We start from the raw sequence: 22947 nt of genomic DNA, 5'->3' as shown, positions 1-22947 counted from the left end.
GACGAGTATCATGTTGACTCTTATCGATGATAATAAAAGGTCATTATTGAATAATAGGTAGATTTTTATGGCGTTAATAGTACAGAAGTATGGCGGCACCTCGATGGGCAGTATCGACCGCATCAAAAACGTCGCGAAACGAGTCAAACGCTGGCATGACAATGGTCATCAAGTGGTTGTCGTGGTCTCTGCCATGAGCGGCGAAACCAACCGTTTGATTGATCTGGCCCGCCAAATTAGCTCTCAGCCTGACCCTCGTGAATACGATCAAATGGTCTCAACGGGTGAGCAGGTTTCTATCTCACTGCTGGCCATGGCAATTAAAGAGCTTGGTATTGGCGCCCGTTCATTTACTGGTCGTCAAGTGCCGATCAGAACCGATAGCTCGCACAACAAAGCGCGTATCGAAAGTATCGACGACAAAAACATACGCGAGCAGTTAGATGCTGGCAATATCGTTATTGTGGCAGGCTTTCAAGGTATCGATGACGAAGGCAATGCAACCACACTCGGGCGCGGCGGCTCTGATACGACAGGCGTTGCGATTGCAGCGGCTTTAGGTGCTGATGAGTGTCAGATTTATACCGACGTCGATGGCGTCTATACCACTGATCCACGCGTTACCTCAAAAGCCAAAAAGCTTGAAAAAATCACCTTTGAAGAAATGCTTGAGATGGCAAGTCTTGGCTCTAAAATTCTACAGATTCGTTCGGTAGAATTCGCTGGTAAGTACGGCGTGCCACTGCGTGTACTCTCTAGCTTTGATGAAAACACCGACGGCAGCTTTGACCAAGAGTTTCAAGACAACGTGGGCACCCTAATTACGATAGACGAAGGAGACAATATGGAACAGGCAATCATCTCAGGTATCGCGTTCAATAGAGACGAAGCAAAAATCTTAGTACGCGGCGTGCCTGACCACCCTGGCATCGCTTCTGCTATCTTAAGCCCAATTGGCCGTGCCAATATCGAAATCGATATGATCGTCCAAAACCTTTCGGATAATGGTACCACCGACTTTACCTTCACGGTTAATCGCACTGACTTAGACAAGACGCTAAAAGTGCTTAATGAAGAAGTCAAAAATGAGATTGGTGCCAAAGAGATATCAGGTAACAGCGAAGTTGTTAAAGTCTCATTGGTTGGCGTTGGCATGCGCTCACACGCAGGTGTTGCCAGCCTAATGTTCCAAACCTTAGCCGAAAACAACATCAATATTCAAATGATATCGACCAGCGAAATCAAAGTATCTGTGCTGATTCAAGACCAACACTTGGAAAAAGCCGTTAAGTCATTACACACCGCATTTGGCCTTGATCGTGAAGACGGTGAAAGCAAAATCGCTGGGCTATAAATGCTATAACGAGCATATGCCAGAGTTAATAGTTATCAATTAAATAGGGTCTTATTAGATCCTATTTTTATTTTTTATTATTGCTCTGGTTCGTATATAGCTAATAGTTTTGTGAAAACCCGTGACAGTATCTGTTATGCCCCCTATAATGGGGCTTTCATTTGGGCTAAATGAATCTACCTATCATTACCGCTATTCGCCTAACTTTAGACATAGTAGCTTGTAAGTTAAATACAAGAGATGTCTAGTGCGATGGTAATGTCCTGCAATTGAGATGTAATCTGATGAGTAATAATCTGTTGATGCGACATAAGGAGTGTGACGCATGTTAATTTTGACACGCCGCGTGGGCGAAACGTTAATGATTGGCGACGAGGTCAGTGTGACTGTCTTGGGCGTTAAAGGCAATCAGGTGCGTATCGGTGTTAATGCACCAAAAGACATTGCCGTACACCGCGAAGAAATTTATCAACGTATTCAGCATGAGCGTTCTGTACAGTCGCAAATGCAGCATCTTGAGCAAGGCAGTTTTGCGCCTTCATTTGATGACGAAGACTATTTCAATCGCTAAGCTATAACAGTTAACGCTTAATCAATAATTATTATTGAATATATATAAGCATTATATTTTTATAAGCAGTGTACACAAATACTGTATTTTTGATTTTTTAATCTGCTCTGAGGTCATTTATTTATGAGTATCCGCCAATCAGATGTATCGGCTCTACTTAATGGTTTGAATAAAAAAGCCATTGGATTCAATGATGTCATCAGTTTTATTGATGATTTTTATCGCTATGCGCCCGCTCCTTTCGTTAATGGTATGGTGCATAATGCAGCGGGTGAAAATGAAGGTAGTGCGAAGATTTTTGGTTTTGCTAAGCACCATGGTCTGAATCAGTTGGACACGCTAAAGCTATTCGGCGAACACTATGCCAAGGTTCAAGCGACGCCGAACGGTACTGACCACGCCAATATCCGCAACTTTTTACATTGGGGTTGGCAAGGGTTTTTGATGCAAAAAAATCCATTGACCGTTCGCCCTAGTGTTGATACCACTGCACTTTAATTATTTTTGAGCATGCAAAAAAGCCACGCTATTATATAGCGTGGCTTTTTTATTGAGCGACTACTGCTGTGATTAGCGATACTCTTGCTTATTTATCACAAAACTTATTTATCAAGAAATTTAACCGGCTGGATAGCACCTTTAGGATTGGGCATATTCGGATAATGATGCTCATGCTCCACATCACATTCAGCGCCGACGATGGAGCCATTGTCTTTTACGGGTTTATGAATATAACCGGTACGATCGGCAGCAGGTAGATGCTCATGCTCCCAGACCATCACTGCCTGCATACAGGTGTCACGCTGCTCAGCCGTTAATTTGCGACCATCCGGCCATTTGCCAAGCTCAATAGCCATACGAAATTTATCGACCATGTCAGGCGTTAGTGTTGCTAATATTGTTTGCTTGTCCATCTTACTCTCCGCTACTATTTTTTATACGACAACTGCTTTTATTCATCATCCATAATATCATCATCGATATCAAGACTGAATTCTTCGGCATGGACATTCCAGTGTAATTTGGTACGGCAGGCTTCATAAAAATCAAACCCTGGTGGATGCAGCAGCGTCAGCTTATCAGGGTGCTTACGAATATAAAGCCGCTGCTCTTGATCGAGCGGTATGCTGGGTTTGCCATCTGCACTGACCATTGGTTGCGTGCGATTGTCCTCATGGATACGAATACAAACTTCGCTATTACCACTGACCACAATTGGACGGCTGGATAAGGTATGCGGATGCATGGGCACTAAACATATCGCATCCATACTCGGATGGATAATAGGCCCACCACCAGAGAGTGCATAGGCTGTCGAGCCGGTAGGCGTCGCAACAATCAAGCCGTCGCTGTGTTGCCTATAGACATCATGACCATCAATTTTCAGTTGAAAATCAATCATATGTACCGACTTACCCGCATGCAATACGATGTCATTGAGCGCCATATCTTCATGGATGATGTTGCGCCCTTCTCGTATCTCCATCGTCAGTAGAAACCGATGATCCAACTGATAATCGCCCATCAATACTTGACGCAATTTAAAAGCAGCTTCGTCAGGTTTGACATCGGCCAAAAATCCAAGACGACCACGGTTGACGCCCAACACAGGTACGCGATAACGTGCCAGTGCTTCAGCAGCATGCAATATGGAACCATCGCCACCGACGACGATGACCAAATCACAAATCTCACCAATCAAGCTACGCTTAACGATTTTGACTTTTTCGATCTCAGTGAGATCCAAGGTTGGTAGATGGGCGGTTTGCATGTCCATTATCAAGGTGAGATTCATCTCATTGATCGTTTGGGCAATCTGCACCAGACTTTGGGTGACGCTGCGCTTGCCTGCGCGCCCCATTAGCCCAATACGCCGAAACGCAGGGTTTTTGATGGCGTGGAACAGCTCTGATTCATGTAAGTGTGGCAATCTTTCGGACTGCGCGGAGTTTTCCATAAAACGACTCGGAATAACGGTAAAGTACAGAGTAATGATAGCGATAAATGAGCGCTTAAACTAGCATGTTTTATCAATTATCGTTGTTAACTGTCGTAATCGACCCCATATATCTACCATTACACGCCCCTTTATAGCGTGTTTACAGCGCTACTGAGCATCAATGCCTATCAAACACAAATAAGTCATACCATGGCTGCGTCAGGCCTCGACAGCCGTCACGCAAACACAGTTGACAATAACCGAGCTTTTGCTAAAGTAGCAGTAATTTATATCATTTTTAATTGAGGACATATGTATGGCCAATCCTATTGTCAGTCGCGCAGAGCTTGCGATCGGCGGTCAGCCGATGACCGTCAAAGGTGTCATCCAAAAGACCAGCTTGTTACTTGGTTTATCTGCTATCACTGGTATCGGCTTTTTCTTTTATGCGCTGATGGCAGGTCTATCACAAAGCTTTATTACCATGGCGGCCTTTGGTAGTATGTTTGCCGCTTTTGGTCTCGCGATTTTTATCACTTTTAAACCGCAAAAGGCCAAAACTTTTGCCGTCCCTTATGCACTCTTAGAAGGTATCTTCTTGGGTGGCATCTCGCTATTCTTTATGAGAATGTATCCAAGCGTGCCAGTAACTGCAATGTGTGCAACCTTTGTGACAGCAGCCGTTATGCTAGGGCTATATCGCTCTGGTCTCGTTAAGGTAACGCAGAAATTCCGCTCTATCGTCACCTCAGCGCTTATTGCCATCATGCTCGTTTATGTTGCGCAGTGGGTACTTTCTTTAGCGTTCGGTTCGAGCTTACCTTTCTTATTTGAAGGTGGCGTTATCGCTATTGGCTTCAGTTTGTTCGTGATTGTTATCGCTTCTTTTACGCTATTACTTGATTTTGATAACATTGATCGCGGCGTAGCAGCTGGTATTTCTGAAGACTACGAATGGTTATTTAGTATCGGTATTCTTGCGACGCTAGTATGGATGTATATCGAATTTATGCGTCTGCTCAGCTACCTACAAGACTAATATAAAACCTATCTAATAATAATGACACGTAAAATAAAAAACCGTCTTTTGCTAAAGGCGGTTTTTTTATGGGTGAAACTAAAGTAAATACTATTTATAGAATGCTAAGCAAGTGTGAGGCAACCCATCATCTTTTTAGGATTAATACTAGGGTCTGTTAAACATTCAAATGTGGTACTGGCAGTGGCTATTTTTTAGACAATACGCAGTGAAATTTTTGACGCCTAGTCGTTCTAGGTTAGACAATTTCGCCATGTATTGGCAAAAAATAGCCCTGCCCCTGCTTGTATACTTGGGGCTGATACTAAAATCAGCCCAAACGTTGTTGTAAACCTAGCTAAGGTCTCGACATTATCGTCTGTTTACGCCTAGTTTGATGCGATTTTAGCGATCAGCAGTCCTAATATTTGAATGTTTAACAGACCCTAAGCGCGTTTTAGACGCAGTGCATTTAATACCACGAATAATGAACTCAATGACATTCCGATGGCGGCAAGCCAAGGTGGGACATAACCGAACGCGGCAGGCAATAATACGATACTGTTATAAGCCAGTGCCCAGCGGAAGTTTTGTTTGATGATACGTTCCGTTTTATCCGCGATACGCTTGGCAGCTGTAATGGCTTCTATTTGTCCATTAAGGATGATGCTGTCACTCGACACTTGCGCCAAATCTGCTGCGCCAGCAATCGAAGTCGACACATCTGCTGCTGCCAATACGGGTGCATCATTAATGCCATCACCAACCATCAGCACGACTGACCCTTGTGCTTGCAGCTGCTGGATATGATTGACCTTATCCGTTGGTGACAGACCATTATATGCCGACTGCATGCCCAAACTCTCCGCCATGACCAGCGCCTGTGGACTGGGGTCGCCCGTCAGCATCACAGACTCAATCCCTAAGTCTTTGAGCGTATCCAGCATTGAGCGGGCGTTATCACGCACTTTATCGCTAAAGTAAAAACACGCCAGCGCTTGCCATGTGCTTGAGGAGCTTGTTTGACAAGACAACACAACCGCTGAGCTGGCACGATAGCTCAACAAATCAATCGTTAAATCATTGTCTGCATTTGCACCAGTGGCGCTTTTATCCAAAGCAAAATCCATATGACCAATACGATATAGAACGCCATCAATCATGGCTTCTACCCCGCCTGCTGGATAATGCTGCAAGGCTTGAGTGGGTGGCAAATGTAATTGATAAGCGGCAGTCAGTAGCGCATGAGCAATCGGATGGCGACTGCCTACTTCTAAGGCAGCAGCTATGCCTAAAAAACGGTCTTTTTGCAAAGGCAACGCGCTTGAGTCAGCGTTTTCATTTTGGCTGACCGGTTTTATTAGCTCAATGTTCAGTAAGTTTGGCTTTCCATAAGTCAATGTCCCTGTCTTATCAAAGGCCACATGAGTAATCTCTGCTAAGGTTTGCAGCGTATGACCACGCGTGGTCAAAAATCCATAGCTGGCCAATCGATTGGTAGAGACCGTCAGCGCAATCGGCGTGGCTAGTGACAGCGCGCAAGGGCAAGTAGCAACCAATACCGCGACCGTTGCCCAAATGGCTTGACTTGGATCAACGATGTACCAGCCGATAAACACCAATGCTGACAACACTAAAATCCGCGCCACAAACCAACGAGCCAGCTTATCCGCTTGCTGTGCCAGTTTGGGCTTTTCACTCATGGCACGGTTCATCAGCCGATCAATTAATCCAATCTGACTGTCTTCTGGCAGTGCCGTGACCAGCATCTCAAACGGCTGACTGTCGTTTTGCGCGCCGCCGACGATATAGTCGCCTTGGGTCTTGATGATTAAATCACCCTCACCCGTCAGCAGACTTTGGGAGACGGTCGCAGTTGGACTAAGCAAAATACCATCACTTATAATCTCAGACCCAGCCTCAACCATGATGATATCACCCACTTGTAAGCTTTGAGCGGTCACCATCTGTTTTTGTTCTGCGCCATACGCTGGCTTTAATAAATCTGGCTTTGATGAGTCTAGCCTTGATAGGTCTGGTTGACGGCTGGTTTGTTGCCAGTCTTGAGCTATACGATTGGTTATTTGATGGACATTGGCGTCCATACTCTGCATAAAATTGGGCGTGTACTTTGTCGGAGCACTTGCCACAGCGCTGATTGGACTTTTAACACCTGTCTCATGAACTGCCTGATTAATAGCACTCGTATCTGTTTTATTCGAAGCATTTTGCTGTAACTGCTGCAAAATGAGCGCAGCGTCTCCTTTATTTTCAGCGATTTTTTGTACTAAAACTGGTTCCACCACTACTAGGTCATTGGCCATCGTCGCCGCTTTTAGACGGGCATTATGCTCGATATAACGCCCTGCCAATAAGAAGAAAATAAACATGCTGACCGAATCATAATAGGTCTGACCGTTTCCAGTAATGGTGGCGTACAAACTGGCGAAAAATGTGACAATCAAGGCGATACTGACCGGTACATCCATATTGACTTGGCGCGCGCGAACTGCCGACCATGCAGACGTAAAGAACGGTATGCCCGCATAAAAGAACACGGGAATACTGACGAATAACGACACCCAACGCAAAAAGTCGCGCTGTAATATCAACATCCCGCTGTATTCACCAAAATATAGTGCGACCGCATACATCATTGCTTGCATCGCGCCAAGAGCAGCAATTCCTAGACGTAGCAGCATCTTGTTATTGTGCTTAGCCAGCATTGCTTCATGGGTGTCTTGACGGTAAGGCTTGGCTTCGTAGCCAATTTCATTGATAACGGCTAGAATACGGCTGATAGGCAGCTTACTCTCGTCCCAAATGACGCGCATACGCTGATTGGTCAAATTGACCTGACACTTACTGATGCCATCAATCTCATAAAGACGCGATTCGATGAGCCACGTACAGGCAGCACAGCGTAAGTTATTAACGGACAATTCCGCCACCGACAGACCATCTTGAGCATAAACGAACTGTGACTTTATCTCATCGTGATCATAGGCTTCGAGGCGCGTCAGCTGGGTGGGCAAACTTGCGGTACGATTGATTTCAGAGCGATCAAGATAATATTGCTCAAGCCCTGCCTCAACGATGCTTTGAGACGCCAATTGACAACCCATGCAGCACATCTCACGAGATTTACCCAATATATCAGCATAAAATGGCGGCTGCGGCACTGGATCACCGCAGTGAAAACAATGACCAGCAAGGGGCAGCACCAACCCTTCTGTGATAGAGTTGTCTTCATAATAATGGCTGGAGGTTGGCATTGGTGAGGGGGCACTAGACATAATCGCGCTTACTTCCTTTAGACAGGTTTGCTCGAACCTAATTCGCTTTGAGTAAACTTGCTATCATCAAACGTGCTTACTTTTACTTAAAACAGCTATTTTAAATAGGTTCGGCACTGCTAGCACAGAGGGAGAATCAACCGCTGATTCACATAAAAAACATCGTTAGAATAATCGTAAATTGTTATCTTATATGGCATCCACAGAGCAAATTAAAAGCGCGCTGTGTTTTCGTATAAACATAGCCGTCAACAGATCGATTATACTATAAGCCAGTGCTGTGAGTAGTATAACCCCTCACAGTGTAATCCCAATGAATGCCTGCGTTGATGATGATAGATTGAAAAATTTGTCAATTTGCGTCATTATGAGGCAGTTTTTTATCCCTAAATGGTGCATCATCCGTGCAAAAATATAATTCTAAGCTACCAAACGCCAAGCTCTCTTCGCCATCTACACCTTCTGTCAGCACGCTACCCTCTCAGCAGCGCGGCTTGGTGTTTAGTAGTATTTTATTAATTGTCATTATTGCTGGCATGGTGCTACTGGCGCTGTATTTGATCAAGCTTGATCGCACCATTACCCACAAGTTCGAAGGTAAGCGTTGGGATATTCCTGCCAAGGTATACTCGCAGCCGCTTGAGCTTTACCAAGGTGCCAATGTCGATAACAGCACGATTAAGACATGGCTTGAGCTGCTCAATTATCAAAGCAATAAGGCGTATGATCGCACTGGTACTTATCGTAAGTCCGGCAATACTTATTTTATCCATACCCGCGGTTTTACCTACAGCTCTAGCGATATAGACACTGAGCAAGTCATCAAAATGACGATTGCCGGTAATAAAATTGAGTCGATTCAAAGCACTTTACCAGCTAAGAGCGGCATTATTCGCCTTGAGCCAGTTAGTATCGGTGGCATTTACCCAGACAGCAATGAAGATCGTATGGTCGTCTCTTTAGATGAGGTGCCACAGCCATTGATTGATGCGTTAATAGCCACAGAAGATCGCGGGTTTTATGAGCATAAAGGGGTATCGATACGCGGTATCGCTCGTGCAGTCATCAATAATTTCTCTGGTGGCTCTAGACAAGGTGGTTCGACCATCACCCAGCAGCTGATTAAAAACTTCTATCTGAATTCAGATCGCACCCTAAAACGCAAAGCCAATGAAGCCTTGATGGCTGTGCTACTTGAGCTCCATTATAGCAAAGATGAAATTCTGCAAACGTATCTGAACGAAATTTACTTAGGACAAAATGGCAACCGCTCTATCAATGGTTTTGGTTTGGCAGCACAGTTTTATTTTAATCAACCGCTGAATGAGCTGCGTTTAGATCAGCAAGCCTTACTTGTCGGTATGGCAAAAGGCCCAAGTGTCTATAATCCACGTCGCCATCCAAACGATTCAAAAGCACGTCGTAACATTGTTCTTAGCAACATGCTAGAGATGGGTACGCTCAGTCAAGCAGACTATGATAAAGCCATAGAGAGATCGCTGGGTATCGTTGATAAGCCTGTCGAAGGCAAAAGCCAGTTTCCTGATTTCCTTGATATCGTCAAACGTGAATTGAATACCGTCTATTATTCTGATGACCTCAAAAATGAAGGTCTGACGATTATTAGTACGCTCGATCCTATTGCCCAACTAGCTGCTGATAAAGCAGTCGATAAAAAACTGGGCGAGCTACGTCGTAGCAGCAGCAAGACCAAAGACTTACAAGGGGCCTTGGTCAGTGCGAATCCAGAGACTGGTGAGCTGGTCTCCGTAGTCGGTAGCGGCAGTGAGTTTACTGGCTTTAACCGTGCTGTCGACGCCAAACGTCAAGTCGGTTCTTTGTTAAAGCCAATCATTTATATGACAGCGCTCGAAAGTGGTCGCTATAATTTGGCGAGTTCCGTCGATGATTCACCGATTACAGTCAATCTAAATGACGGTACGAAATGGAATCCAAAAAACTATGACAATCGCGATCATGGTTATGTCCCCTTTACCACCGCTCTGTCTCAGTCTTATAACCAAGCAGCGGTACGCTTAGGCATGGAATTTGGGATCAATACTTTTGCCAAGCAGCTACAGCGTATGGGTATTAAAGAGAAAATATCGCCCTATCCTTCTGCTTTGCTAGGTTCTGTCAATCTTAGCCCCATGGATATGCTTGGTATCTATCAAGTATTTGCTACGGGTGGCTTTCGGACACCTATTCACAGCATTCGTAGTGTCATTGATGATCGCGGCCGTATTTTACAGCGTACAGGACTTAATACGCAGCGTAGCATTCCGCCTGAGACTAACTTTTTGACCAATTACGCGCTACAGCAAGTGGTCGCCAGCGGAACGGCTAAACGAGCACAATCACTTGGTAGTAACCTAAATCTCGCGGGTAAAACAGGTACCACAAACGATTACCGCGATGCTTGGTTTGCTGGTTACAGTGGTAACTATGTCAGCGTGGTTTGGGTCGGTCGTGATGATAACAAACCAATTGGTCTGAGCGGCGGTACGGGTGCATTACCAGTCTGGGTCGACTATATGAGTCGCTTAAAGTTGACACCGGTATCGCTGCCTGAGCCTGAAGGTATTGAATGGTTATGGCTTGAAAACAATTCTGGCAAGCTGTCAAATGAGCGCTGTGCTGATGCGCGCTACTTACCAGTGATGTCTGCGCATTTACCCGAAGAAGCCAGCAGTTGCGCCATTGGGTTGTATAAACAAGATAGCGCTCGAGAACAGAGTGCGCAAGGCGCTATCAATCAGCAACGCCGCCGCGAAGGCTTAGACATTCCAAATGGCGAAGCCGTTGATACTGACAACCAAAATGATAGTGATGCGCAGAACGGTGCTGACACTTGGTACGACCGTGCGGTTGAATGGTTCTAAAATTGTTTTTAAAACTTAAAAGAGGGTTCTAACATGGTGTCATCTATACAGCAGAGCGTATCCGTCAAGCAATACTTTATGCGCGCGGCTAAAAAAACCACGCTAGTGAACTCTGTCCTTGCTGTCAGTGCGCTCGTCAGCATGATGAGCTTGAGCGCCTGTCAGACGGTGCCTAATGCGACGAACACAACGCCTGTTCAAACGGTGCCAGCAACGCAAAATCCAAAAGCACCCTCATCGGTTACCAAGATAACGCCTGCGACTCAAGCACCAATCATTGATAGCAGGGGCTACGACAATGATAACGAAAATAAGAACAACTATCCTGTTGACCCTTATACGCCGTCCGAACCATCTGCAGCGACAAACCCATTGACGCAGCAGACCCCAGTATTTACAGAACCTAATACACCGCCTAGTCCCGTATTTACAACGCCCGACGCCGTGATTATTACGCCTTCTCCTGATGACTATATGATATCCGAACCCTCAGTGCCGTCACATAATGAACTGTTGGAGCGCGCGCGCCAAAATTCGCAGCAACGAAGTCAGCAAGTGGCTACTAATAACAGTGATTTGCCAGCATTTCGTAATCTCATGCAAACGGGAATCGGTCAGTTAAAATCAGGAAAGTTGACCAGTGCTGAGAGTAGCTTTACCCGTGCCCAGCGACTTGCACCAAAATCCTCTGCAGTATACTTTTATTTGGCACAGGTTGCCCTCAAAAAGAACCAGCCGCGCAAGGCAGAAGCGATGGCGCGCCGTGGTCTTGCCGTCTCGCAAAATGCCAATCGTAGACGGGCACTCTGGCAAGTTATTTTGCAATCAGGACAAGCTCAAGGCAATTCACGTGTAGTCAGCGAAGCAAAGCGAGCATTGCGTTAGTTAGTTAGTTAGTTAGTTAGTTAGTATCTAAATGAGCAGGACTGCATTCGCAAGCGTTAAAAGTTCATGGCTGTTAAACACTTATAAAAGTTAAAAGAGCAAAGCAAGGTATGCAAACTTTTAACTTTAAGTAGGCTGCTCATTCACTATTTACTCCAAGCTGGGATTTATCCAGAACACCCATTCATTTTTACTCTAGATTAAGGTTATCGTTATGGCATGGCAACAACTGCACTTACAATGTGAAAAAGCAAACGTCGATCTCGCCGAGGCATTGTTACTAGAAGCAGGTGCATTATCAATCGCCTTAGACGACGCAGGGGATCAACCCCTATTTGAGCCATTACCTGGCGAATCACCCTTGTGGGATGAGGTCATTCTGACAGGATTGTTCGATGCCACAACAGACATTGGTAGTCGTCATGCGGTTGAACAGTTAAGTCACGAAATTGGTGCACAGGTACACGCCAGTCGCATTTGGTTAAGTGCGGTAGATGATAAAGACTGGGAACGCGAATGGATGAGCAATTACCATCCTATACCATGTGCTAACAATTTATGGATTGTGCCTAACTGGATAACGCCACCTAATCCTGAGGCGACCAATATCATTATGGACCCTGGTTTGGCTTTTGGTACTGGTTATCATGCCACCACTCGCCTCTGTCTCGACTGGTTAACAGAGCAAGATCTGACCGATAAAATTGTGATTGATTATGGTTGCGGCTCGGGTATTTTGGGCATTGGGGCGTTGTTGTTGGGGGCACGTCACGTTTATGCTGTCGATATTGACCCACAAGCCGTGCTGGCGACCAACCAAAATGCCGTACGTAATCATGTCGATGATCGCTTGCAAGCATTTTTGCCAGAGGAGTTTACTGATTATTGGAAACAAAACGACGTTAAACCTGTAGAAGTGATGGTCGCCAATATTTTAGCCAAGCCACTGATTGGCTTAGCACCTTATTTTGTCACCTTAATGGCACCAAAAAGTCGTATCGTATTAGCTGGCTTAATCGAGTCACAAACTGAAGAAGTGACTGCTGCTTATCAGCCTTACTTTGCGCTCGATCCGAAGCACGCTTTTACAGCGCAAGAAGACCAACATTGGCAGCGTTTGTCTGGTACATTTACAGGCTAGCAACATGTAATTACATCTGTTACGATAGAGAGGCAGTCAAATGTTATGTGTTTGACGCCACTCTGTCCTGATCTATCACTCATATATGTATCAAACATTTAACGATGAGTGTTTACTGTGGAAGCCTGAGCGTTGTAGGCAACTATTGGTGAGTGGCTACGCGGTATTGATAACCATACTTTTTTGGATTCGACCCTATGACCACGCCAATAAAAACTCAGTGCCCTCATTGCCAAGCTTGCTTCAAGTTAAAACAAACGCAGTTAAATAAAGTGAATGCAGCCGTCTGCTGCGATCAGTGTCAGCAGAGTTTTTTGGTCAATAGACATCTTATCGTCACCACCGATACGCCGCCAAATCCTACAGATAGCACGACAACCAATCCTAATAATACAAGCAATGCCAAACCATCCAATAACAAGCAATCTTCAACAGTATTCTCTAATACTTTAATTCATGACGGCTTAATTTATGACGATATGGATATTGAAGAGTCGGATGACAACAATTTGGAGTATGACTCGTTAGCCAGTATGGATGCTTGGCTAAGTAAAGCAGATCACAGCAGTCATACCACCTCGATAACCAGTAAGCAGCACAATAATCTTGATAAAAGTGACGAATCAGCAGCTCAGGTTGCGCTTAGTTCAGCCGAAGCTAATAATATTCATGCAAATATTGATGATACGACTGACAACGCATGGCTTGAAGATTTGCTCAAAGAGCAAAGCAAAAATGATAATACCGTCCAAGAGGATACGGACTTATCACAGCTATTGCTCAGCATGGGTGTGCCCTTCAAAGACGAAGACCGCACGCATGAAGAGCGGGTCAAAAAAATGGAGGCACAAGCAAAATTCACTCCGACACCAGCGCGACGTTCGATTGCCTCGTTATTGTGGACATTAGGCTGTTTGGTCTTGGTGCTACTGCTTTTTGCCCAGTACGTTATTTTTAATTTGGAAACCTTGGTAAAAAATCCTGCTCATGCGGAACGACTACAAACCCTCTGTACGATCGCTGCTTGCAGCCTACCTAGTGCCGACTTGGCTGCCTTGACAATCACTGAACTCAGTCACAAACCCAGCCAAATTAAAACAACAGGTACTTTTAGTGAGGTAAGTGCGACACTAAACAACCAAAGCGTACAAGCACAGCTCTACCCTAGTGTTAAGGTCAGCGTTTACGGTGCAAATGCCCTCCTCGGAGAGTTCATTGCAGCGCCAGATGATTATCTATTGAGCACCCAAAGCCAAATAGCCGCTGACAGTCGCAGACAGTTACTGTTTACGATACCCGTTGCCAATGCTCAAATTCGTGAAGTCAGTGTCAGTCCCGTTTATTAAGCAAAACTTTAATAAATAGGACTTCATAAGATGATTTTAGATTAAATGATCTTAGTGATGACATTAGTTTCATGGTATCACCACTAAGATAACGTCTAATCTGTCAGTGCTAGCCGATATTAATTTGTTATAATATTCCTCTAACCCCTATAGTTTGACTCTTTCTAATCCCAAGGACATTATCTTATGGCACCTCATGCACAGCATAATGCCAATCGGTTTGCCCAAAGCTCTGAGCATCTTGCCGATTATAATGACGACAACTATCAGCATTCAATTCACAATTTAGAGCCTTCAGATAACCGTATGAGCCATATCCAGACTCATGAACCTTTACGTGTGAATGTAGAACGCGTGGTACGTCAGTATTTTGTGATGTTGGGTGATGAGATACCTACCGACTTGTATGAGCTCATCCTAAAACAAATCGAAGAGCCACTACTGTCTGTCGTTCTTGAACAAACGCGAGGCAATCAGACCAAATGCGCGCAAATTTTAGGTCTCAATCGTGGTACGTTACGCAAAAAACTCAAAACTTATAACTTGATGTAGCCTCAGCTATATGAGCTTATCGATCGTCATTAACCCTCATTATGTATGGCAATGTATCGTTCATGACCTTATCCATAGTGATAACGTCTACAGCGAATGCCATTATCACCTTGCCAGACGTTTACGTCAGGCTTTTTTTATGGAAAGTTCTTATGAGTACAGCCCCACTTGCCCTACTGTCGGTCTCCGATAAGTCTAACATCGTTGAATTTGCTCAAGGCCTCATTAAAGCAGGTTTTGCTTTGCTATCGACTGGCGGCACTTATCGACTACTGACAGAGCATAACGTTGCGGTGACCGAAGTATCAGATTACACCGGTTTTCCTGAAATGATGGATGGCCGTGTTAAGACGCTGCATCCTAAAATTCATGGCGGTATTCTAGGGCGCCGTGGCACTGATGATGCTGTTATGAGCGATCATCAAATTGATCGTATTGATCTAGTCGTGGTAAACCTTTACCCATTCGCAGAAACCATCGCTCGTGCTGATGTAACGATGAACGATGCGATCGAAAATATCGATATCGGTGGTCCTACAATGGTACGTTCTGCTGCCAAAAACCATGCTCACGTTGGTATTATTACTGACCCAGTAGATTATGATCGCGTGCTTACTGCTTTGGGTGATGGCACTAAACTGACCGCTGCCTTACGCTACGACTTAGCGGTGAAAGCCTTTGAACATACTGCACAATACGACGGTATGATTGCCAACTTCTTAGGTAGCCGAGTCAATGAGACTCAAGAGCCAGAGAACTTTTCACGTACCTTTAACGTGCAACTAGAAAAAGCCCAAGACCTGCGCTATGGCGAAAACCCACATCAAAACGCGGCTTTTTATACGGAAAACCATCCACTAAAAAGTCAGCAAGCTTCTATTGCCACGGCGAAGCAATTACAAGGTAAAGCACTGTCTTATAACAACATTGCTGATACTGATGCGGCGCTTGAGTGCGTAAAAGCGTTCAGCGCCTCTGCCTGTGTCATCGTTAAGCACGCCAATCCTTGCGGTGTCGCGGTCGATACCGACCAAGTAGCAGCTTATAACACTGCGTTTAGCACGGATCCTGAATCTTCTTTTGGTGGCATCATTGCCTTTAACCGCCCATTGACCGTTGCTGCTGCAAAAGCGATTATTGACAATCAGTTTGTAGAAGTGATTATTGCACCTAGTATCGAAGATGGTGTGCTTGAAGCAACTGCTGCTAAGAAAAACGTGCGTGTATTGGTATGTGGCGAGCTACCAACGCCTGAGCAGCGCGAAAGCCAGCTCGACTATAAGCGTGTTAACGGTGGGCTACTCGTACAAGAGCAAGATCTGGGTTTGATTACTGCCAACGACCTAAGAATCGTCACGGACGTGCAACCAACTGAAGCGCAGATTGCGGATTTACTATTCAGCTGGAACGTCGCAAAATACGTCAAATCTAATGCCATCGTTTATGCTAAAGGTCAGCGCACTATTGGTGTTGGCGCTGGTCAAATGAGCCGCGTCAACTCAGCACGTATTGCCGCTATCAAAGCTGAACATGCTGGCTTGGCCACAGAAGGCGCTGTTATGGCCTCAGATGCCTTCTTCCCGTTCCGTGATGGCATTGATAATGCTGCTGAAGTAGGTATCTCAGCGATTATCCAGCCGGGCGGCTCTATGCGTGATGACGAAACCATTGCTGCGGCGAATGAGCATGGTATCGCAATGGTATTTACAGGTATGCGTCATTTCCGCCATTAAACTGTGTCTTATCACTTTGAAAACTGGCATTAATAGCCGTATTGAATTGTATATCGCTGTTAATGCTACATTCTTATGATAAAAGCAATATCCATTAAAAAAGCCACTATTTATAGTGGCTTTTTTATACGTCAAATTTAATAAAAGTATTTAGAAAAAACGATTTAGCAATTACGTCATATTTCCCTTAATACTCTTATTTCAACACCTTTATCTCTAGCGCCCTTGCGCATTAGCCATATTAGTCTCATTGATCTCGACTTTATACACTAGACGTAGATACTCTAAGTAATCTTGTAGCTGATCTTGACCCAAGTTATCACGGATAATGGAGGCAGTTTGCGCGCGTTGCATATCAGACAGTGGTGACTGTTGCTCGGTCTTGATACGATCACCGACCAATAACGTCGCACCCATCTCTGTTTCGCTCGCAATCGCAACGACACCATTATTGGCCGCTTGCTGACTAAACGCCAAACCTCGCTCTTTTTCTGTCAATCGTGTGGTTTGACGGTTTATTTCACCCAAGGCTTGAAAACTGACTGGTTGTTTAGCAATATCTGCCGTTGTTTTAATACCAGTCGCCAGTTTCTTAGCATCTTTTAATGCCAATGCCGTGGCTTTTTGCTGACGTAATGTCTGTGTGATTCGTGGCGTAGCCGCTGCTAAAGCAAGTGTTTTAGTAGGACGATAATTGCTTGGCTGTACCCATACCGTGCCATTACCAACTTCAATACCGGCGGTAACCGCTTGGTCTTGAATCGTAAACTCATCAAAGGCTTGCTTAATAACTGCTGGTTGCGACAATGCTGACTGATTGTTTTCTTTACGATAATCCTTGAGACGTTTTAGCGTCACATTCTCTTGCTGAGCGATATCTTCGATACTAAAACCATCTGCTGCCAAGTCGTTAATCGCAGTCACTTTATCGGCATACATCTCCTGACGCTTATATTCTTTTGCTTTAGCGGTTAGCTCATCACGCATACTCTCTAAGCTTGGGATCTTCTTGCCATTGTCTTCGGTGACCGTAAATATCTGATAACCAAAGCTGGTCTTAACTGGTGCGCTCACATCGCCGACACTCAGCCCTTCCAGAGCTTTCTCAACTGCTGCTGCGTCATTACCAAACACAGAAGGATTAAAGCGGCCGATATCGCCACCAGTCTCTCCTGATGGGTCATCTGATTGTGTTTTAGCAAGCTTACCAAAAGCCTCGCCTTTGTCCAAACGGGCTTTTACTTTGTCTGCGCGAGCTTTTGCATCTTTACCTGTCAATAAAATTTGACTGATTTTGCGTTCATCGACTACAGCCAGCTGCTGCTTATAGGCTTCATATTGCTGCTGCAAATCTTTTGTTGTGACATCAGTCACTGGAACGGTCTGAGGACTCAGTTGCAGATAAGCCAAGTCTACCATTGCCGCGCTTTTTAGCGTGTCTTTATTGGCATCATAGTAAGCTTGTATGTCGTTTTTGCTCAGCTTCACTTGCTCTTGGTAATCCTGCCAATTAAAGCGATGCAACCAAATATTGCGCGACTCTAGCTGCAGATCGATTAACTGACTGACCGCTTGCATCGGATACACTGCCGTACCAACGATACTGGCATTGAGCTGATCGAGACTTAACTGGTTACGAAATTCTGTAAATAGCTGGTCTTTGGTCATGCCGCGTTGACGCAAAAAGTTTGAAAACTGGTCATTTGAAAAGTTACCATCAGCATCCTGAAAAACTTCTTCTTGACGCAGCAGACGATTGATCGTGTCATCAGACACCGTCATACCAAGCTTACCAGCCTGTTGATCTAACAAAGTCCGATCGATCAAACCCTTTAGCACCTGCTCATGCAGCACATCTTCATTTAATAAGCTGGCATCATCAATTTGCTCTAATGTCTCAGTACGCCGGTTATTGACAGCAGTCTGATACTCTGATAATCCGACACTTGCCTCACCTACCTGTGCAATTTGGTTGGGATCAACGCCACCACCAAAGTAGCTTTCGACACCCAAGAGAGCGAGCGGCGATAGGCATAAAATCAATAAAATGCGACCTGGCCAGCTTTTTAAGAAATCGCGCAATTTATCCATAGTTATCTCTGCTTTATTAACCTATATTGATGAAAAACCATTGTAATACTATTATTAATATCAATGCTATCTAAGCCGGCAATGGTAAGAAGAAGAACATGTGCATTTTATAAAGGAATATAGGGCTGAGTGAAAAAGCCTTACTCAAACAACACATCTATCGCGCGCCCTATGATACGTGATTTTTACGGTAGACTCAAAATATTCACGTGGTACGATACAAACTATGGCTACAAAAAAAGCACCTAATATTTAGGTGCTTTTTTGCTGCTTCGCTTAGCGCTTAGAATGTGCGCTAAACTATCAGCGACCATCTATTATTTTACTGCCAACAAACGCTGTTTTTATTCGTCTTGCGAGTCATTATGCAGCGCTTGTCTATAATAGAGTAACTTAAAGATAACGGCTTAGTTTAAGCGCTCTTTTAAGTTTTTACCGGCTTTGAAGCTTGGTACTTTGCTTGCTGGGATGCTAAGTTCTTCACCAGTCTTAGGGTTACGGCCAGTGCGGGCTTTACGATCTTTTACGCTAAAAGTACCAAAGCCAACTAGTGAGATGCTATCGCCAGCTTCTAAAGCTTCGCCAACACTTTCCATAACGGCATTCAAGGCATCACCAGCTTGAGTCTTATTTAGACCACTTTTGTCTGCGATGCTATCAATCAATTCTGACTTATTCATAAAATTTCCTTCAAGTTTAAGGGGGGGTAATAAACGCTCACGCCAAGCATTGTAACGCTCTCATAGCACTTACGCAATAAAAACTACCTGACTGGCGTATTAACAGGTTTCGCTTTGTTATCGTCTTTATATCAAGGCAGCATAAGGAGCGCAAGCGATTTTACATATTTTTGTGCCATGTACTACGTATTTGACACCCAATGTTACGCAAAACATCTGCAACGTCTATACAAGCCAACTACTTTAGCTCAAATCACTCTCTGCATGTCTCTTTAGGCTTTGAAAACCGTGACCAGTTGGTGTCTGTGCATTGCCAGTCATAAATAGTGGTGTCTTTATCGACTGCTAAATTGTACTGTAATAATTTTGCTACTGACAGAAACTAGCGTTACTTTTTATTATAAAGGCGTTACTATAAGCAAAATATCACTGCAAATTTTTAGTAAAAATCAACTTGAGTTGATTCGATAACTTTAATTTTAATTTGCTAAATAAAAAACGGATTATTTACATGAAGCGTTCTACGTTGTCTCACTCTTTTCTTAATATTATTCTGGTGTTCATTGAGTCGGCTCTGACACTACTGTTACGTTTAGATCCCGAGCTACGTAAAGCCGCTTATCCGCTTGCCAAGCAAGGCACCGTCGTCGCACTTCGCTTGTACTTACCACATGTAGAAATTTTTGCTACCTTTAGTACCAAAGGCGTGCTATTAGATGCTCAGCTACCTATTGGCCGTAGTGAGCCGGATGTGGTTATCAATGCTTACAGTATCCAAGTCATCAATGCGATCACCACTCACGATAGCGAAACAACCGAAAAATTACAAATGCGCGGTGAGTCAGTACAAGTGCAATTGGTTAAGCAATTTATCATGCAGCTCGGTCTTGGCAACTTGATTCAGGGTCTTATCAAAAAGATAAAAGGCGGCAAAGGTAAGTCTAAGCCTACTGACGCGGAAATGGCCGAAAAGAAAGACAACTATAAGCTCCGTATAAAAGAGCAACAGACACAAATCAGTACATTGACGACTAAAAACCGTGAGCTTGAAACCACGGTAAAAGAGTTGCAGAGCAAACAGAAGACATTGATGATTGTGACTATTATGGCGCTTGTCATTATGATTGGTTCAGTCATAGCACTATTGATGAACTAGTTTTTGTTAATGATGGTGATGTTTATTGATAAATATACTTATTCATAAATAATAATGCACCTGTTAGGCGATTACTTTAGTGACCATTAAGCGTTTGATAGCTTCAATAAGCTACCAAACGCTTTTTTATCGCTTTAATTCACTCATTGTGAATTCGAAACAAATCTAAAATGGATGCAGATATTTTACGATATGCGCTCTGAAGCCCTTCTACGCCGCATCTCAACCACCATTGTTTTTATCAATCATAGTAATCAATTGGATTAACCATTCAACCACACTTTAATCTTGACTAAATTACTCGGGATTAAGTATAATTACTCTATCGTTGCACACATCGGGTTCACCATCTGTTGTTTAATAGCGATAAGACACACTTAGTTGATAGATAATTAACAGAGGCAAAAGTTCGCTTTTACCAAAACTACTTTACTAAGATCGTTGTTAAATACACTTATAACTGAGAAGTTGGGAGATAACACATGCGTTTGACTACTCGAGGCAGATATGCCGTTACTGCGTTATTAGATCTGGCGTTACAGACTAGCCAACAAGAGACAGCGGTATCGCTATCCGATATTGCTAAGCGGCAATCCATATCTATCTCTTATCTCGAACAGTTATTTTCTAAGCTCCGTAAACGTGGCTTAGTCACGAGCATCCGCGGTGCAGCAGGTGGCTATCATTTGGCCAAGCCATTGCACGAAATTGATGTGATGAGTATTATCTCCGCTGTCGATGAATCTGTGAATGCGATGCAGTGCGAAGGACGCGGTGATTGCCAAGGTGGTACAATGTGCTTAACCCATGATTTATGGTGTGCATTGTCCAATCATATCGAACAGTACTTGAAAAATATAACATTAGCGCAATTATTAGACATGGAAAACGTGCAGTCAGTCTCAGACCGTCAGCAGACCGTTACCAAAGATATTTCAATAAAAGACATCAATACTATTACCCTATCGACCAGCGAGGCAAACCCAGCATGAGCCAACATAACAACCTTATATACTTAGATTATGCCGCCACCACCCCAGTTGCTAAGTCAGTTGCAGCTAAGATGAGCGAATATCTGACGGTAGATGGCATCTTTGGTAATCCTGCCTCGCGCTCGCATGGCTACGGCTGGCAAGCAGAAGAAGCAGTAGAAACAGCGCGTCAGCAAGTGGCAGAAGTCATCAACGCTGATCCACGCGAAATCGTCTTTACTTCTGGTGCGACTGAGTCTGATAACCTAGCAATTAAAGGTGCCGCACACTTCTATCAGTCTCGCGGTAAACATATCATTACCAGTAAAATCGAACACAAAGCTGTATTAGATACTTGCCGCGAGCTTGAGCAAGAAGGCTTCGAGATTACGTATCTTGAGCCGCAGCCAAGTACTGGTCTTATTTTTCCAGAACAAGTCAAAGAAGCGCTACGCGATGATACTATCTTAGTGTCACTGATGATGGTAAACAACGAGCTTGGTACTATTACTGATGTAGCCGCTATTGGCGAAATCACTCGTGAAGCTGGTGTTATATTTCATGTTGATGGTGCACAATCTGTTGGTAAAGTTCTTATCGACACTCAAGAGATGAAAATCGACTTAATGAGTTTTTCAGGTCATAAAGCATATGGTCCTAAAGGCATTGGTGCCTTGTTTGTTAGTCGTAAGCCACGTGTTCGCCTAAAAGCAGAGCAACATGGTGGTGGTCATGAGCGTGGTATGCGTTCAGGTACACTACCTACGCATCAAATTGTCGGTCTTGGCGCAGCATTTGCCTTAGCCAATGATAGCTACAAAGAAGACAATGCCCATGCAGCCAAACTGCGCCAAAAACTGTGGGATGGTCTACAAGATATCGAAGAGATCTACCTAAACGGTGATTTAGAGCATAGCGTTCCTAACATTGTGAACATCAGCTTTAACTTCGTCGAAGGTGAATCACTAATGATGTCCCTTAAAGACTTGGCTGTATCATCAGGCTCAGCCTGTACGTCAGCGACACTTGAGCCGTCATATGTACTACGTGCTATCGGTCGTCCAGACGAATTGGCACACAGCTCTATTCGCTTTAGCTTCGGTCGCTACACCACTGAAGAAAACGTCGATACGATTATTAAGCAAATGCACGAAGCCGTTGATAAACTACGTGCCCTATCACCACTTTGGGACATGTACCAAGAAGGTGTTGATTTAGATTCAGTCGAATGGGCTGAGCACTAAATTTAAGTATATATAGCGATATAAACATCAAATAAATTTATTAAACGATTGATCAGACAGTTATAAATACCATTTTTATTAACTAAAT

Annotated in this window: 17 protein-coding genes and 1 pseudogene; 13 read left to right on the top strand and 5 right to left on the bottom strand. The window is 44.2% G+C overall.

Going from position 1 to position 22947, the window contains the following annotated elements; all coding sequences use genetic code 11:
- Window positions 1-67 precede the first annotated feature (67 nt).
- The 3 genes and pseudogenes from IE130_RS08175 to IE130_RS08165 all read left to right on the top strand — a co-directional run bounded on the left by IE130_RS08175 (window position 68) and on the right by IE130_RS08165 (window position 2423).
- Window positions 68-1354 (top strand): aspartate kinase, encoded by a 1287-nt coding sequence (locus IE130_RS08175; RefSeq protein ID WP_189584354.1) that lies wholly within the window; start codon window positions 68-70, stop codon window positions 1352-1354.
- Between the two features lie 325 nt (window positions 1355-1679).
- Window positions 1680-1847, top strand: a pseudogene (gene csrA, locus IE130_RS08170) (carbon storage regulator CsrA); the annotation flags it as partial.
- Between the two features lie 201 nt (window positions 1848-2048).
- The gene (locus IE130_RS08165) at window positions 2049-2423 is read left to right on the top strand and encodes a HopJ type III effector protein (RefSeq protein ID WP_010199421.1); all 375 of its coding nucleotides are present in this window, start codon (window positions 2049-2051) and stop codon (window positions 2421-2423) included.
- Between the two features lie 104 nt (window positions 2424-2527).
- Here the strand turns inward: IE130_RS08165 and IE130_RS08160 are convergent, their stop codons facing one another.
- Together IE130_RS08160 and IE130_RS08155 are read right to left on the bottom strand one after the other, a co-directional pair.
- Window positions 2528-2839 (bottom strand): YeaC family protein, encoded by a 312-nt coding sequence (locus tag IE130_RS08160; RefSeq protein WP_189584351.1) that lies wholly within the window; start codon window positions 2837-2839, stop codon window positions 2528-2530.
- 38 nt (window positions 2840-2877) lie between these two features.
- Window positions 2878-3882: an NAD(+) kinase gene (locus IE130_RS08155; protein WP_010199415.1), complete on the bottom strand. Its 1005-nt coding sequence runs from the start codon at window positions 3880-3882 to the stop codon at window positions 2878-2880.
- 298 nt (window positions 3883-4180) lie between these two features.
- Between IE130_RS08155 and IE130_RS08150 the strand changes: the two genes are divergently transcribed.
- Complete coding sequence (locus IE130_RS08150) at window positions 4181-4903, top strand: Bax inhibitor-1/YccA family protein (RefSeq protein ID WP_010199412.1); 723 nt, start codon at window positions 4181-4183, stop codon at window positions 4901-4903.
- A gap of 425 nt (window positions 4904-5328) precedes the next feature.
- Here IE130_RS08150 and IE130_RS08145 read toward each other — a convergent pair whose 3' ends face one another.
- Complete coding sequence (locus tag IE130_RS08145) at window positions 5329-8178, bottom strand: heavy metal translocating P-type ATPase (RefSeq protein WP_189584348.1); 2850 nt, start codon at window positions 8176-8178, stop codon at window positions 5329-5331.
- Between the two features lie 404 nt (window positions 8179-8582).
- Between IE130_RS08145 and mrcB the strand changes: the two genes are divergently transcribed.
- The 6 genes from mrcB (at window position 8583) to purH (ending at window position 16717) form a co-directional block, all read left to right on the top strand.
- Window positions 8583-11060: a penicillin-binding protein 1B gene (gene mrcB, locus IE130_RS08140; protein WP_189584345.1), complete on the top strand. Its 2478-nt coding sequence runs from the start codon at window positions 8583-8585 to the stop codon at window positions 11058-11060.
- Between the two features lie 33 nt (window positions 11061-11093).
- The gene (locus tag IE130_RS08135; RefSeq protein WP_189584342.1) at window positions 11094-11945 is read left to right on the top strand and encodes a tetratricopeptide repeat protein; all 852 of its coding nucleotides are present in this window, start codon (window positions 11094-11096) and stop codon (window positions 11943-11945) included.
- 214 nt (window positions 11946-12159) lie between these two features.
- The gene (gene prmA, locus IE130_RS08130; protein WP_010199392.1) at window positions 12160-13086 is read left to right on the top strand and encodes a 50S ribosomal protein L11 methyltransferase; all 927 of its coding nucleotides are present in this window, start codon (window positions 12160-12162) and stop codon (window positions 13084-13086) included.
- A 197-nt stretch (window positions 13087-13283) separates the two neighbouring features.
- Entirely contained in the window at window positions 13284-14432 is a 1149-nt protein-coding gene (locus IE130_RS08125) for a DUF3426 domain-containing protein (RefSeq protein WP_189584339.1), read from the top strand.
- A 306-nt stretch (window positions 14433-14738) separates the two neighbouring features.
- The gene (locus IE130_RS08120; RefSeq protein ID WP_189585244.1) at window positions 14739-14984 is read left to right on the top strand and encodes a helix-turn-helix domain-containing protein; all 246 of its coding nucleotides are present in this window, start codon (window positions 14739-14741) and stop codon (window positions 14982-14984) included.
- A 152-nt stretch (window positions 14985-15136) separates the two neighbouring features.
- A complete protein-coding gene (gene purH, locus IE130_RS08115; RefSeq protein WP_189584336.1) occupies window positions 15137-16717 on the top strand; it encodes a bifunctional phosphoribosylaminoimidazolecarboxamide formyltransferase/IMP cyclohydrolase in 1581 nt (526 codons plus the stop codon).
- A 216-nt stretch (window positions 16718-16933) separates the two neighbouring features.
- Here the strand turns inward: purH and IE130_RS08110 are convergent, their stop codons facing one another.
- Together IE130_RS08110 and IE130_RS08105 are read right to left on the bottom strand one after the other, a co-directional pair.
- Window positions 16934-18808 carry a SurA N-terminal domain-containing protein gene (locus tag IE130_RS08110; RefSeq protein ID WP_189584333.1) on the bottom strand — a complete coding sequence of 625 codons (1875 nt, stop codon included), beginning with the start codon at window positions 18806-18808 and terminating at the stop codon, window positions 16934-16936.
- A 407-nt stretch (window positions 18809-19215) separates the two neighbouring features.
- Complete coding sequence (locus tag IE130_RS08105; RefSeq protein WP_045445077.1) at window positions 19216-19488, bottom strand: HU family DNA-binding protein; 273 nt, start codon at window positions 19486-19488, stop codon at window positions 19216-19218.
- 511 nt (window positions 19489-19999) lie between these two features.
- On the opposite strand from IE130_RS08105, the gene IE130_RS08100 reads away from it, so the two are divergent.
- The 3 genes from IE130_RS08100 to IE130_RS08090 all read left to right on the top strand — a co-directional run bounded on the left by IE130_RS08100 (window position 20000) and on the right by IE130_RS08090 (window position 22859).
- Window positions 20000-20644, top strand: coding sequence for a hypothetical protein (locus IE130_RS08100; RefSeq protein ID WP_189584330.1), 645 nt, complete (start codon window positions 20000-20002; stop codon window positions 20642-20644).
- A gap of 482 nt (window positions 20645-21126) precedes the next feature.
- The gene (locus IE130_RS08095) at window positions 21127-21636 is read left to right on the top strand and encodes an Rrf2 family transcriptional regulator (protein WP_010199379.1); all 510 of its coding nucleotides are present in this window, start codon (window positions 21127-21129) and stop codon (window positions 21634-21636) included.
- A complete protein-coding gene (locus IE130_RS08090; protein WP_010199377.1) occupies window positions 21633-22859 on the top strand; it encodes an IscS subfamily cysteine desulfurase in 1227 nt (408 codons plus the stop codon). Before IE130_RS08095 ends, IE130_RS08090 begins: the two co-directional genes overlap by 4 nt.
- Window positions 22860-22947 lie beyond the last annotated feature (88 nt).

The organism is Psychrobacter glaciei (genome assembly GCF_014652895.1).
Taxonomy (GTDB): Bacteria; Pseudomonadota; Gammaproteobacteria; order Pseudomonadales; family Moraxellaceae; genus Psychrobacter; species Psychrobacter glaciei.
This window is presented reverse-complemented; position numbering and strand designations above follow the sequence as displayed.

Excerpts from the sequence above, each read along its gene's own strand:
- IE130_RS08175 (WP_189584354.1), top strand. The coding sequence starts at position 68 with ATGGCGTTAATAGTACAGAAGTATGGCGGCACCTCGATGGGCAGTATC.
- IE130_RS08165 (WP_010199421.1), top strand. The coding sequence starts at position 2,049 with ATGAGTATCCGCCAATCAGATGTATCGGCTCTACTTAATGGTTTGAAT.
- IE130_RS08160 (WP_189584351.1), bottom strand. The coding sequence starts at position 2,839 with ATGGACAAGCAAACAATATTAGCAACACTAACGCCTGACATGGTCGAT.
- IE130_RS08155 (WP_010199415.1), bottom strand. The coding sequence starts at position 3,882 with ATGGAAAACTCCGCGCAGTCCGAAAGATTGCCACACTTACATGAATCA.
- IE130_RS08150 (WP_010199412.1), top strand. The coding sequence starts at position 4,181 with ATGGCCAATCCTATTGTCAGTCGCGCAGAGCTTGCGATCGGCGGTCAG.
- IE130_RS08145 (WP_189584348.1), bottom strand. The coding sequence starts at position 8,178 with ATGTCTAGTGCCCCCTCACCAATGCCAACCTCCAGCCATTATTATGAA.
- IE130_RS08135 (WP_189584342.1), top strand. The coding sequence starts at position 11,094 with ATGGTGTCATCTATACAGCAGAGCGTATCCGTCAAGCAATACTTTATG.
- prmA (WP_010199392.1), top strand. The coding sequence starts at position 12,160 with ATGGCATGGCAACAACTGCACTTACAATGTGAAAAAGCAAACGTCGAT.
- IE130_RS08125 (WP_189584339.1), top strand. The coding sequence starts at position 13,284 with ATGACCACGCCAATAAAAACTCAGTGCCCTCATTGCCAAGCTTGCTTC.
- IE130_RS08120 (WP_189585244.1), top strand. The coding sequence starts at position 14,739 with ATGAGCCATATCCAGACTCATGAACCTTTACGTGTGAATGTAGAACGC.
- purH (WP_189584336.1), top strand. The coding sequence starts at position 15,137 with ATGAGTACAGCCCCACTTGCCCTACTGTCGGTCTCCGATAAGTCTAAC.
- IE130_RS08110 (WP_189584333.1), bottom strand. The coding sequence starts at position 18,808 with ATGGATAAATTGCGCGATTTCTTAAAAAGCTGGCCAGGTCGCATTTTA.
- IE130_RS08105 (WP_045445077.1), bottom strand. The coding sequence starts at position 19,488 with ATGAATAAGTCAGAATTGATTGATAGCATCGCAGACAAAAGTGGTCTA.
- IE130_RS08100 (WP_189584330.1), top strand. The coding sequence starts at position 20,000 with ATGAAGCGTTCTACGTTGTCTCACTCTTTTCTTAATATTATTCTGGTG.
- IE130_RS08095 (WP_010199379.1), top strand. The coding sequence starts at position 21,127 with ATGCGTTTGACTACTCGAGGCAGATATGCCGTTACTGCGTTATTAGAT.
- IE130_RS08090 (WP_010199377.1), top strand. The coding sequence starts at position 21,633 with ATGAGCCAACATAACAACCTTATATACTTAGATTATGCCGCCACCACC.